Annotated in this window: 12 protein-coding genes and 1 pseudogene; 4 read left to right on the top strand and 9 right to left on the bottom strand. The window is 41.8% G+C overall.

The features are described 5' to 3' along the window. Positions 1-10: 10 nt before the first annotated feature. Together WKF66_RS08840 and WKF66_RS08845 are read right to left on the bottom strand one after the other, a co-directional pair. Positions 11-616 (bottom strand): TetR/AcrR family transcriptional regulator, encoded by a 606-nt coding sequence (locus tag WKF66_RS08840; protein ID WP_489674068.1) that lies wholly within the window; start codon positions 614-616, stop codon positions 11-13. A 200-nt stretch (positions 617-816) separates the two neighbouring features. Beyond that, a complete protein-coding gene (locus WKF66_RS08845) occupies positions 817-1,446 on the bottom strand; it encodes a DUF6266 family protein (protein WP_489674069.1) in 630 nt (209 codons plus the stop codon). A 536-nt stretch (positions 1,447-1,982) separates the two neighbouring features. On the opposite strand from WKF66_RS08845, the gene WKF66_RS08850 reads away from it, so the two are divergent. Both WKF66_RS08850 and WKF66_RS08855 read left to right on the top strand, forming a co-directional pair. Next, positions 1,983-2,492 carry a DinB family protein gene (locus WKF66_RS08850; RefSeq protein ID WP_489674070.1) on the top strand — a complete coding sequence of 170 codons (510 nt, stop codon included), beginning with the start codon at positions 1,983-1,985 and terminating at the stop codon, positions 2,490-2,492. 22 nt (positions 2,493-2,514) lie between these two features. Continuing rightward, positions 2,515-3,669 (top strand): DUF3095 family protein, encoded by a 1,155-nt coding sequence (locus WKF66_RS08855; protein WP_489674071.1) that lies wholly within the window; start codon positions 2,515-2,517, stop codon positions 3,667-3,669. 4 nt (positions 3,670-3,673) lie between these two features. Here WKF66_RS08855 and dnaE read toward each other — a convergent pair whose 3' ends face one another. The 3 genes from dnaE to WKF66_RS08870 all read right to left on the bottom strand — a co-directional run bounded on the left by dnaE (position 3,674) and on the right by WKF66_RS08870 (position 8,082). Continuing rightward, positions 3,674-6,616, bottom strand: a complete 2,943-nt coding sequence (gene dnaE / locus WKF66_RS08860; RefSeq protein ID WP_489674072.1) for a DNA polymerase III subunit alpha — start codon at positions 6,614-6,616, stop codon at positions 3,674-3,676. A 3-nt stretch (positions 6,617-6,619) separates the two neighbouring features. Next, positions 6,620-7,777 (bottom strand): DNA polymerase IV, encoded by a 1,158-nt coding sequence (gene dinB, locus WKF66_RS08865; RefSeq protein WP_489674073.1) that lies wholly within the window; start codon positions 7,775-7,777, stop codon positions 6,620-6,622. A 116-nt stretch (positions 7,778-7,893) separates the two neighbouring features. Next, positions 7,894-8,082 (bottom strand): cold-shock protein, encoded by a 189-nt coding sequence (locus WKF66_RS08870; protein WP_458970864.1) that lies wholly within the window; start codon positions 8,080-8,082, stop codon positions 7,894-7,896. Positions 8,083-8,233: 151 nt separating this feature from the next. Between WKF66_RS08870 and WKF66_RS08875 the strand changes: the two are divergent. Both WKF66_RS08875 and WKF66_RS08880 read left to right on the top strand, forming a co-directional pair. After that, a pseudogene (locus tag WKF66_RS08875) lies at positions 8,234-8,422 on the top strand (helix-turn-helix domain-containing protein); the annotation flags it as partial. Positions 8,423-8,504: 82 nt separating this feature from the next. Continuing rightward, positions 8,505-9,248 carry a YgaP-like transmembrane domain gene (locus WKF66_RS08880; RefSeq protein WP_489674074.1) on the top strand — a complete coding sequence of 248 codons (744 nt, stop codon included), beginning with the start codon at positions 8,505-8,507 and terminating at the stop codon, positions 9,246-9,248. Positions 9,249-9,281: 33 nt separating this feature from the next. Here the strand turns inward: WKF66_RS08880 and WKF66_RS08885 are convergent, their stop codons facing one another. The 4 genes from WKF66_RS08885 to WKF66_RS08900 form a co-directional block, all read right to left on the bottom strand. Further along, positions 9,282-10,028: a DUF72 domain-containing protein gene (locus WKF66_RS08885; protein ID WP_489674075.1), complete on the bottom strand. Its 747-nt coding sequence runs from the start codon at positions 10,026-10,028 to the stop codon at positions 9,282-9,284. Between the two features lie 52 nt (positions 10,029-10,080). Beyond that, positions 10,081-11,274: a GAF domain-containing sensor histidine kinase gene (locus tag WKF66_RS08890; RefSeq protein WP_489674076.1), complete on the bottom strand. Its 1,194-nt coding sequence runs from the start codon at positions 11,272-11,274 to the stop codon at positions 10,081-10,083. Between the two features lie 58 nt (positions 11,275-11,332). After that, entirely contained in the window at positions 11,333-11,779 is a 447-nt protein-coding gene (locus WKF66_RS08895; RefSeq protein ID WP_489674077.1) for a KTSC domain-containing protein, read from the bottom strand. Positions 11,780-11,880: 101 nt separating this feature from the next. Next, positions 11,881-13,299, bottom strand: a complete 1,419-nt coding sequence (locus WKF66_RS08900; RefSeq protein ID WP_489674078.1) for an alpha-L-fucosidase — start codon at positions 13,297-13,299, stop codon at positions 11,881-11,883. Between the last annotated feature and the right edge of the window lie 6 nt (positions 13,300-13,305).

The raw sequence follows: 13,305 nt of genomic DNA on the forward strand, positions 1-13,305 counted from the left end.
ATTTTTAAAACTATTTAATAGATAAGGACTGTATAAATCCGGAGATGGCATCCTGAAGAATCATTTTTTTATCCGCTCCCGGCTTCCCTTCCTTTTCAATCATCTGTATGGAAACGAGCCCATGGAGTATTGACAAGTACGTGTGAAACTTTAAAAAAGAGTCTGCATCAGGGTTATTACTTTTCGCAATAGCTTCTTTAATTGTAGTAATCATTACCATCGTCATCGATTTCATTTCGGCAACCTGGTTTACTCGATCACAAGCCGGTATCCCCAGACCAAACATCAACTGATAATATTCCTTATGGTCAAAAGCAAAATCCCAATAGGAATGAGCGATCTGCTCTAATTGACTGGCTGGACCAGAAGTATTGTTTTTCACGTCCTGTAGACGCTCAGCAAGCTTTTGAAAACCCTCTTTGGTGAATTCTAACAAAATAGCTTCTTTGTTCTCAAAGTGGCTATAGATTACTGGAACGCTATATTCTATAGCATCCGCAATTTTACGAATGGACAAGGACTGCCAACCCTCAGTCAAGACCTGAAGCCATGCTGCTTCGAGAATACTCGCTTTGAATTCTTCTTTCTTTCTGATTTTCCGTTCTACGATACCCATACTACTTGGTTTGCTTAACACTGTTAGCAAATATAACGAGCGCATCGACTTTATTATCGACGCTTATCATTCCTGACGGAAATATTACCGGTTCCTATTTCTGGGCCATCCACAGTCATCAGCCTTTTAGTACATGCTGCGGAACACACAATGAGGCACGTAGGCCAATTTATTGTTACCGCAGCAGTAACGAAAATAGCTTAAAGCGGAAGCGATCCCCAATAGATACTATCAGCAACAAATTTTCTGTTTACCGAGGCCACGCTCACATAAATGTGAACTAGTCTACCAGCAAGCTCGGTGTCGATTACCAGTTGCCAATGTTTTTGAGCTCTCGTAGCGCCTCCAATACAACCAAAGGTTTCATGAAGCTTTGGACAATATGCGACAAGCATCACCTGATCACTTAAAGATGCATGGCCCTTGGACGTACTTTCCCAATTGAAATCGATCGCCTCGGCTGAATGTATTACCCTGAGGCTATTCAAAGTCGGCAAGGTGCCTTTGCTGATTGAAAATTTGGAAAGGTCGACTTCTATTTCGGCTTCCTTCCAGGGGAAAGCGTCATAATAGTTGATACTTAACGCCGCACTGATTTCAGTGCGTTGTTCTGCATGATTAGCAAAACCTACCGTAAGGTAGGAATGGAATGGAACTAGGAAGTCGTTAATAAAGACCAGCTTTTTCCTAGCCGCGATTTGTCCTGGAGAACTTTTTGGTTTCTTTTGTGAAATCATTTTGATGTAGGGGATTCCCTTCCAGGTTCCACCAACGATTGGACCTAAAGTTCCGGATACTGGGCCGAGAATCCCTTTTCTGATTTTTGCCATGATAAATGGTCATGTTAAATGAGTGAAATTAAATAATGTGAAGTCTCCCCGGCAGGGACTTTTGACTGAATATGTAAGACTTCAAATCACTCTGAAATGACAAAGGTCATTCTCAAGTCGTTCAAAGTCGTTGCAAAGTCGTTCTTAAGTCGTTGCTCTGTTAACTTCATATAAGCTTCTCGGTTGCGACATTGTACATAGTCATTTCAAAGAAGCATTTGCCAAAGGAACGTTATTGGATTTTTATGTGGCAGTCCCCGGGGGTCCCCAAACCTGTTGTTTTAAGGATCAAAAACAGACTTAACGGGTACGCAAACCCAATAAAAAAGAACTGAAAATATTTTTACTAAGCGGTGCTTGCTTAGCTTTAATGCTCATCTTCTACAATTCCCTTAATACAGTTAGCAACTATAACGAGTGCAATCTATTTATTTTTGCCTGTTATGATTTCCGACGGAAAGATTACCGGTTTCGACAATCTTATAGAATCGTTTGTAAAATCATTTATATGCATATTTGAGTCTCAGTTGATAGATATGTCTCAGAAACTAGAAGTATGGCAGAGAGGTCCCCTGCCGGATATCATTCCAATGCTCCAGCCTATCGCCCACGCACTGCTTCAAGCCCGTGAAGAGATAGAAGACTACATGAACGGCTATCCGGTCGAAAGATTATGGATACGCCCGGTAGGATTAGCCTCTGTCGGTTTTCATTTGCAACATTTAAGCGGTGTATTAGACCGGGTATTTACGTATGCGAAAGGCGAACTATTGTCTGAATTTCAATTTGTTCAACTTGCAGAAGAAGGCAGTGATACAGCTGATGGCTACCAGGTAGCCGATTTGGTAGAACGTTTTAACCAACAAGTTGATATGGCTTTGCAGCAACTAAAAACTACTGATGGCAATTCGTTAGCTGATTACCGCGGGGTTGGAAGAGCTGGTCTGCCATCTACAGTCATCGGCCTTTTAGTACATGCGGCAGAACACACTATGAGGCACGTAGGCCAATTAATGGTTACCGCAGCAGTAACGCAAATAGCCTAAAGTTCATATAAAAATCTTGTCCTTGGAATCTATATCAGATCATTTTTATAACCACTTAAAGGATAGTAAGGCCTCACTTGCTGAAATGATGCTACAAAAAAACCTTTTTAAAGAGGTCCCCGGTGATTGGCATGTGATCATTACAGACATTAAGAGTTCCACTAAAGCTGTAGCTAACGGTCTTCACGAAACGGTTAACTTCATTGCAACCGGAAGTATTGTTGCCGTTCTTAATTTAGCTTACAAAGCAAACATCACTGTACCTTTTTTCTTCGGTGGAGATGGGGCAACCTTTATAGTTCCCGACTCAATTCTCCAGGCCGCCATGCAGGCACTTCAGCTGTATAGCACCAACACACTGGAAAGAGTAGGGCTAGAACTGCGAGCAGGAACAGTATCTGTAAAACAGATCTATGAAAAAGGGCATAAACTTCTCTTAAGTAAGACCAAAATATCTGCTACACTTTCCATTCCTATTCTGCTCGGTAATGGTCTTGCTTATGCCGAAAGTGTCATTAAAGACGAAGATTATCTTTTTCAATGTGATAAGGATGAAGATGGCGAACCGGATCTGAATGGAATGCAATGCCGGTGGGATAAAATCAGTCCTCCGAAGAAAGATAACGAGGTAGTCAGCATCTTAATCATGGCAGCGGAAGGCGTAGAACAAACAGATGCCTTTAGAAAAGTCTTTCTTAAAATGGACGAGATATATGGGGTTCCTAAACTTCGACAACCAATCTCGGTTTCTAAACTCAAGCTCAATACTTCTCTGAGCAGGTTAGGCGTTGAAATGAAAACCAGGATTGGAAACATTCCAACTTGGGAGTTCTTAAAGACATGGGTTACCAATCTTTATGGTTATCTGTATTTCCGGACCAGTAAAGGCAGACGCTACTTAAGAAAATTGGTAGAAATGTCTGACACTTTAGTCATTGATGGTCGAATCAACACTGTGATTTCAGGCACAGAAGCTCAACGTTTGAAACTTAAGACTGCGCTAGATTCCCTCGAAAACGATGGGATTATTTGGTATGGGATATTTGTAAGTCCGAGTGCGGTAATGTCTTGTTATGTCAGAGATCTGGAAGATGGTCACATTCATTTTGTAGACGGATCCGAAGGTGGATATACTCATGCCGCCGGAATACTTAAACACAAGCTTAAGAACCTGTAGTCTTTTAGCTGAGCACCGGGTTTTCAAGTATCGGAAGCTTCGCAAAACGGCTTACCTCAATGCTAGGAAAGCCAAAATCTTCCACCACCTTCCCTAAAATCAAATAACAACCCGTTCCCCTAAAGGGATAGGTTGGTGTAGTAGTCGAAAAGTGTGTTGTATCAAAGAAATCTCCATCAACATCTAAAAACGTACCGAACCACATCTTCTTGCCGTTTTTAGTTCGAACTGTTTTCTCGCAAACATACATCCCAACTATTTTTATGGTCTGACCTAAGTATACTTTTAGACTTCCAGCCCTCGCTTCCCCTCGATACAAGGTTTTTAATAGTTGGAACATAGTCAATGTAACAGGAAAACCTAGAAGTTCAAGCTCATGAAAAGCGTTTTCCAGATCTGTATTTACAAATTCAGGTAGGGTATACGTTTTAGATTTCGTTAGAAAGAGCTCCGTATGATGACCCTGCTTCACCTTTTGGCCGAGGAAAAGATGAGCATCCCACAATAGTGTCTTCTTACTTTTTCCGGTAAACCGCAAGGCACCCACCCTAATTAATATAATTAATTGTTCCAGACCAATTCCCAAACGCTTTATCAGGTCTTCCAGGTCTAAGTACTCACCGTTTCTATTCCGGTCCGTTGGAATGACATTAACCCACTTATTTTCGAGTCCCTGAATACCTATAAAACCCAGATAGGCCTCATCATCACCAATAGACACCACTGCAGAACTACGATTTACACATGGGAGGTGCAAAGTAGCGCCTGCCTTTTGGAGCTCATGTACGTAAAGCGAACGGTTATAAAAGCCTCCATAATTATTTAAAACGGCTACCATAAACTCCTTCGGATAGTAGGTTTTTAAGAAAAGGCTCTGGTAACTTTCAACCGCGAAACTCGCGGAGTGTGCCTTACTAAAGCTATAGCCTGCAAAGCTGGATACTTGTCGCCACACCTCCCTTGTGATCTGTTCAGGTCTGCCTAGAAGCTTTGCTCCCTCATGAAACTTCTCTACCAACTTATCAAACTCCACACGTGACCTGTATTTGCCGCTCATCCCCCTACGAAGAATATCGGCATCAGTCCCGTCCATCCCTGCATAATGAATACATACCTTGATCACGTCCTCTTGATAAACCATCACTCCAAACGTCTCCCCGAGCTGATCTTTCATTACATCATGCAGGTAAACTACTTCATCCGGACGATGGTAGTTCCGGATATATGTCTTCATCATCCCGGATTGTGCTACGCCAGGCCGGATAATCGAACTTGCAGCAACAAGGGTAAGGTAATTTTCACATTTAAGCTTGCCAAGAAGTTGGCGCATAGCAGGAGATTCAATGTAAAAGCATCCGATCGTGTCACCAACTTTAAGTTTCTCATTGAGGTTGTCATCCTTCATGAATCTCTTAGTGTCATGGATGTCAACCTTTTTACCTTGATTCTCGCTAATCAGCCGAACTGCTTCTTTGATGTGACCTATACCCCGCTGACTTAAAATATCATATTTATCATAGCCAATCGCCTCTGCTTCATACATATCCCATTGTACAGTCGGCATTCCCTTAGGCGGAAGATCTAAAGCAGTATAATAATAGATCGGCTCTTCTGAAATAATAATTCCCCCTGCATGAATGCTCCGTTGATTGGGCATCTCACTAAGCAATTCACGAATTGCATTGATTTTGTTAAACGTGCTATTGTCTCTGAGTTCTGTAGATTTCATTGGGTCCATGTATCCATCAATCTCCGATTTCGGCAAACCCATCACCTTACCAATCTCTCGAATGATAGACCTGTCTTTAAACGTTGACATGGTGCCTAAGAGTGCGGTATGTGCTTTTCCATACCGCTTGAAGATATAATCCTGAACATCCTCACGCTCGTCCCAGGAGAAGTCAAGGTCAAAGTCCGGTGATGAGCTTCGCTTATTGTTTAGAAACCGCTCAAAATAAAGATCCAGTTCCAGAGGGTCTACGTCTGTAATGCGCAGACAATACGCAACCGTACTATTTGCACCTGATCCGCGCCCAACGTGATAGTAGCCCTGGTCACTTGCATACCTGATAATGTCCCAGGTGATGAGAAAGTAAGAACAGAAATTCATCTCAAAGATGACGGCTAACTCCTCCTTCACTTTTTTAACAGCTTCCTTGTTGTCTTTCCCATACCGACTAACCACCCCACTGAAGGCAAGTTTCTTTAACAGTTCCCGATCGTCATTTGCATTACCAGTGAACGTTTTGCGGTTGAGTTTGATTTGACCACGAGGGTAATCCATCACACACTGCGACATAAGCTCCCGCGTTTGATCTAAGACAAACGTATACTTAGCAAACCTGGATTCCAATTCACCTGGCTGTAAAAATAAATCATTAGGACTGCACATTTCGCCGGGATCAAGCGTGGTCAAAAGAGAATTGGTGTCTATGCCCCTCAGGTATTGATGGAGCCTGTACTCTACTTTATTGCTCACAAAAACTGGCTGCAATGCAACCATTTTATGTTTAAACCTAGAGATATCTTGCCTGTATAGAAAGTGAAGCTCGTCGTACCGAATACCAATAAACTCATTGTGTTTCAGCTCTTTTTTGTAAGAGAACGGATAAATGCAGAACGCGTGTGCAAAAGCAGGGCATTCCTCTGGCTTCTCTGTCTGACTTAGATTGTACTGACTAAGAAATTCGTTGATCTCCCGCACGCCCTCCCTATTTTTAGCAATACAGATGTACATGAGGCGATTATCCCTCCGGATTTCCATGCCTGCTATCGGTTTTATGTTTCTCTTGTCGCACTCCCTCATAAACTCCAACATCCCTGTACAGTTATTGATGTCAGTTAATGCCATTTGAGTGATACCTCGCGAAGAGGCCTCAGCCACGAGTGTTTCGATTGACATCGTTCCATAGCGGAGGCTGTATTGGGAATGAACATTCAAATACATTACTTACAACTTTACATCCAGCGTAGCGGCTCTTGTTACCGCCTTCTCTCCAAATCTATTTTTGATCTTATCCATAGCCTGTATCAGGTTATATTTCTGCTGAGAACCGCTATAGAGATTTATTTGCTCAAAGCCGCTAACAAGATTTGATAGCCGCACACTTACCAGCCTTAACAACATACGTTTGGTATAGAGCTGTTTAAATAGTTGTTTAGCTTTCTCGATCAGCGTGTCATCCAATGAAGTATATCCAATGGAAGCCTGCTTGGTAACATCCTCAAAGTTGGAATATCTGATGGTAACAGTGATGCAGGCCGCTAGCTTCTTCTTTTGGCGAAGTTGAAACGCAATGTCCATCACCATGGCCGTGATCAAGTTGTTGATCATGTTGACATCGATACTGTCTGACTTAAAGGTGCATTGCGTGCCGATACTTTTTTGTTCACTAAAAGGAACAACAGGGCTGTAGTCGATACCTTTTGCCTTTTGAAGCAGATGAAGTCCTGTCTTTCCAAGTAATGCACTCATATGATCCGGATGGATCTGCGCGAGGGTATAAATTTTCTTTATACCCATATCACTTAGCTTCACGAAGGATTTTTCACCAAGTCCTGGTATCTTTCTAATGGACAGCGGGTTTAGGAAGGGTTGAACCTCATGTAGGAGGACGTTCAATTCACCATCAGGCTTACATTCATTCGTGGCCATCTTGGCAACCGTTTTGTTCACAGACAGACCGAAGGAAATGGGAAGAGAAAGCTCTCTGGTGATTTCGTCTTTAAGCTCTTGGGCAAACTTCATGCAGCCGTGAAAACGGTCCATTCCGGTCATGTCAATATAATGCTCATCGATGCTTGCTTTTTCGAATAGAGGAACACGTTGCCTTATGATGTCAGTAATTTCGAGGGACGCTTTAGCGTACTCATCCATGTTCCCTCTTAAAAAGATGGCATGAGGGCATAGCATTTTTGCCATACGTGCAGGCATTGCCGCATGGACGCCATATTTTCTGGCCTCATAACTACAGGAAGTAACCACCCCCCGATCAGAGGTCCCGCCTATAATCACGGGCTTACCTACAAGACTGGTATTTTTTCGCTGCTCAACAGAAACGAAAAAAGCATCCTGATCCATGTGTATAATATGCTTGTCGTCTGCCATAATATGGATACCTTACCCGACAAAAGTAAGCTAATATTTATAGCAAAACAAAAGACTAAACTAATATTATTAGTTTAGTCTTTAAGAGGCATTGTTGTATCGTTTTAGGGCGATGATTAAGCTAACTTAACTTTAACAGCGTTTAAGCCTTTTTTGCCTTCCTGAACTTCATAAACAACCTGATCATTTTCACGTATCTCATCAATCAGACCAGAAACATGAACGAAAATTTCATTACCGTTATCCTCTTTAATAAAACCAAATCCTTTTTCGCTGTTAAAAAATTTTACTGTACCGTTTTTCATAATAAATTTAATGTTTGTATTTTTTTTCCTAAAAATATTAAAAATAACCAAAAAAGCAAATACCAAAATGACTTCTGGTGAGCTAATCGTGTATTTTATGTGTAAACAAATTTAACGCCTACTTGTTGAAGTTTTTACATTTTTAAAGAAGGTTCGTCATTTTAGAAATTACTCTCAAGACTTCATAGCGACCAAACTACATATTTCGCAAAATGCGTATAGCAAGATAGAACTAGGCTATAGTAAAATCACCCTTAATAGATTTTTCGAGATCGCCGAGATCCTGGGCGTCGAAGAATCGCAACTGATCCGGTTAGACTTGATGGAGTTGCCCAGGTAAGCCTAAAGCGGGCAGTGCCAATAAAAGAAAATTTAAACTTTAGGTTTTCATCATTGTTCCTAATTGTACAATCTTAAAAAACATGAACAACGAACTAAAAAGCAAAGTAGTAAGTGGGCTAAAAGATCTTAGCATCCAACCCACAGGAAAAGAAAACATAGATCAAGGTGAACGCGCCCTTTCTATTGTAGCAGGTTCATACTTGCTGTATAAAGGTTTAAAAAATATTATACATCATCCCTTTCTGGCTTTACAGGGGGCAGCTGCTGGCGGCTATCTGATATACCGTGGTGCAACCGGTGTTTGCCCGATCTACGAACGACTAGGCAAAGACACAACTGATCCTGAGGCGATCAATATTACCGAAGACATCACGGTTAACGCTCCAAAAGATAAGGTATACGCCTTCTGGAGAGAACTTTCAAACCTTCCGAGGTTCATGAAGCACCTAAAAACTGTTTATGAGACCAGCGGCACAGAAAGTCATTGGGTGGCAAATATTCCCGGCAACTTAATTGAGCTAGCATGGAATGCGGAGATCACCAGAGAGGATGAAGGAAGTTACCTTGGATGGCAGTCGATAGAAGGTTCTATGATTGAGAATGCGGGCAAGGTAGAGTTCCGTGATACTTTAAATGGAATGGGGACTGATATTCACATTGAAATCGATTATTTCCCACCAGCAGGTAGCGTAGGCAGAGGAGTAGTATCGTTATTCAATGGGGTATTTGAAAAGATGATCCGTGAAGACATTAAAAATTTCAAAGAATATGCTGAAGCCGCAGACTTTAAAGACTATATCGGAGTAACATCCACAACATTATAAAAAAAGGAGCTTTAAAAGCTCCTTTTTTTATGCCTATAACTCCGCAAGCATCGCCAGTAAGGTGTTTCTGTTGTCAATCGCATTTCCCATGGTATTATTGAAATAAACGTACACCTTTTTATCTTCTAATTGCCATTCCCGAATGTATGTAGCATATTCATACAGCACATCATCACTGTAGCTACCACGGTAGCTCCCACCGGGTCCATGAAACCTAAGATAAGCAAAGGAGGATTCCATCTCGATCATTGGTGTATTTGCCGGTGTTTTATCATGAACAACTAAGCTCATCTTATGCTCAGCCAAAAGTTCATAGAGTTCTTCGCAATACCAGGAATTGTGGCGAAACTCAAAAGCCATATGCCAAGCTCCATCGGGGTCACTTAGTCTTAGGTGGTTAAGTAATAAACCAAACTGTCTGAAGCTATTAATCTTGATACTTGGAGGAAACTGAATCAACAGACAACCCTTCTTATCTCCCACCCGGTCTATGATATTCATGAAATGATACACCTGATCAGGATTAAAGAGCAGCTCCTTGTTATGGGTAATTTCTCTAAACAGTTTAAACGTAAATTTGAAATCGAATGGGACATCGTCAGCCCATTTTTGAACGGTAGAAGCCATGGGAACTTTATAGAAGGAGCTATTGATTTCAATAGAATTCATAAGTGATCCGTAGTAACACAACCGGCTCTTTTCTTTGAATTCTTCCGGATAGAAAAACTTATTCTTAACCGGTAACAGAAGGCCACTTGTCCCCGAATAGATGTTACTCATAAATTAGTTTTCGATAAATATGGAAAACAACACCCGAAGAAGGTATTCGGTTTTAAGCTGTTTTAGACACAGGCATTTTTAAGGTAAAGCAAGTCTGATCAGAAGTTGAAGTTACTTCAAGTGTACCGGAATGAGCTGCCGCAATCTCAGCACAAATGTATAGGCCAAGACCTAATCCTTCTTGTCCGGCTTTTACTTCGCCCCGATAAAATGGTTGGAACAAACGTGCCTTGGTCGCCTCTGAAATCGGCTCTCCGCGGTTAACTGTCGAAAGGTAGAATTCATCATCCTTCGTATACGCCTGGATCTTTACCGGATAAGCCGCATCACCATGGCTTAGGGCATTGCTCAAAAGGTTGGAGAAAAGCTGAGACATTCTTGTCTCGTCGCACATAACAGGTAGCGCAATTCTGTAATCAGTCTCAATTAGCCTGGAAGGCCACACCATCCTAAGCTCCGTCACAACTTGATCTAAGATATCACCTATCTTTCCTTGCTCGCCGTAAGTTGCGACTATACCTGAACCCAGACGGCCGCGTGCGAAATCAAGAATGTTATCTATTAATCCTTTCATTCTATAAGAAGAATTCTGGATGATGGTTGTCAGCTTTTTAGTAAGGTCATCTGGGTCTTTCCGAACCAGGAGTTGAGCCGCATTTGTAATCGCACCAATCGGGTTACGGAGGTCATGGCCAAGTATGGCTATAAATTGTTCTCTAAGTTCTGCAGTTTGCTGTTCCTCCCTTAGCCTAAGTTCGCTTAGCGCGAGCTTCTCAATTGCATCCAGGTGAAAAGCGATCAGTTCAGCAAACATTTTGAACATTGCTGGAATTTCTGAATGTTTTAGGTTCGCCGGCGAGGGGTCAATAGCACAAAGAGTTCCAAAAAATACACCATTTTTTTTAAAGATAGGCACGGAGATGTAGCTTTGAAAGCCATACATCGCTGGAGTATGATGTGCGGCAAATTCAGGATCCTCCTTCACATGATCAATAACTACAGATTTGTGATTCTGACGGATCTCATGACAAATGGTAGTTTCCAGAGTCAATTCGCCTCCAGGCAAAAGTCCGAAATCGATTTCGTCACGGACAGCGCAGGCAACCCAACTCGTATCAGTCACTCTAGCTACTGCTGCAAAACCCATTCCGGTACTGCGACAAATGATCTCCAAAATGGAATCTACAGCTTCTATGCGACCAACGGCTTCTATATCAGCTTGAATGTTTACTATATTTTCGGCCAAGAGTATAAATTTTATCTTTTATAAAGATAATAAATACTTTTTTAAACCAGCGTTTTTACTAAGCTTCTGCGAGTTTAGCAATGTTTCTGTATGGGAATGAAGTAAAGATGTGTCTGCGTGCAAACCTACCTGGGGAGTCAGCATTTACTAGTTTCACGTAAATTTGTTTTGGAACACCGAAATACTCATAAGCGCTGCCGTCAAGGAACTTTACGGTAAGCACAAGGCCAGCCCAATTGTAATCTGCTATTCCGCACATTGCCGTAGTCTGATCATATTCCTCTTTAGTAAGCGCAAGAGTTTCTGGAGCGATGCTTACTAGAAAGTGGTAAGCCTCAATTATTTCCTTACTTTTAACTTCGGCCTCAACCTTAGCTTCTTCACTATCCTGAAATTTATCCGGGTGCCAGTCTTTCATTAAATTCCTGTAAATGGTCTTTAGTTCTTTCAACTCGGCATCTTTTTGCACACCTAATAACTTCCTGTAATCTACTATTTTCTTCATAAAATTTGCGCAAAGATACGGAAAATTACTATTCGATCAATTTAATTTTCAATTATTTATGAATCCTGCAGTAGCAATGCGACCACAGCCTTTGTCTGAGCCTAGAGGTCTGGTGTTTTATAGACACCCACCTCAGAAAGTACTGGATTTACACCACGTGTCTCATTAAACATAATCATGATCCTGCTGCTGGTTATCGTTGGAAAAGAAAGAATTCTTTTATGACCAACCGTGGTATGGTTTCCTAAACTTTGATATTTTGTTCCGTCCCAATAGAATATGCCGAACTCCTTAATCCGTTGACCGATTTTAATGTATTCCTGGAGAACAATGCAATTAAAGGTAGTTGGTTTCCCCAGGTCAATGGTCACATTCAAACCTTTCACCTGACCTTGAATAGTCCATACAGTATTTGTATTTCCATCTGTCAGGTTTGAGGTAACCGTCGGCTTTGTCGCCGGAAATGTACTGACTTTCATTCCCTTAGCAAGATTTGTCTTGAAGGCCTGATCTAAATACCGCTTAAATTCCATCAGCCTTGAAGAGTCAGCAGGGTGAATTAACCCATCTCTATTGACCGGCACATTTAGCAACAAATTGCTGTTTCTGCCAACTGAGGTATTGTAAATTGACACCAGTTCCTTCAACGTTTTCACTTTGTCATCAGTGGCTGCGCTATAAAACCAGCCCGGTCTGATAGATACGTCCACTTCCGCAGGGATCCAATGTTTGCCACCTTCATTGCCAGTATTCAAAACTTTGGCTGGCGGTGCGTCTGCCCCAACGCCAAAGCCATCTGTATTTAAGGTAGACCAGTTGGTTTCGCCTGCAACTCCATTCTCATTCCCCATCCACCTTGCATCAGGCCCGATATCGCTAAATATAATCGCCTGTGGATTATTCTTTCTAACCACCTCATAGAATTTAGGGAAATCGTACTGCTGGTTCTTTTCCTTTTCCCCTTTTGCACCGTCAAACCACTGCTCGAAGATCGGCCCGTACTGCGTATGTACCTCATTAAGTGTTTTAGCGAAAATGTCATTGTATTTCGGCGTTCCATAGTCCGGATGATTTCTATCCCATGGCGATAAGTAAACGCCAAACTTCAAACCATACTCCTTGCAGGCTGCAGACAAGTCCTTTAACACATCCCCCTTACCATCCTTCCAGGCACTTTCTCTTACGGTATGTGTACTGAATTTGCTCGGGAAAAGACAAAATCCATCATGATGCTTCGCGGTGATGATAATCGCCTTCATACCTGCCGCCTTAGCAGTGCGGGCCCATTGTCGGGCATCCAGCTTCTTAGGGTTAAATACCTTCGGATCCTCATCGCCATGCCCCCATTCTTTATCAGTAAAAGTGTTCGGACCAAAGTGGATGAACATGTAATACTCCAGGTCCTGCCACTCCAGCTGGTATTTATTAGGGACTGCGCCTACTGCTTGTGGAAGTTTTTGAGCATATATAGTACCACAAATTAGTAAAGCAAAGAGTGTAAATAAAGAAAACCTATTCATATCTAA

Origin of the sequence: Pedobacter sp. (assembly GCF_037719805.1) — a bacterium.
GTDB lineage: Bacteria > Bacteroidota > Bacteroidia > Sphingobacteriales > Sphingobacteriaceae > Pedobacter.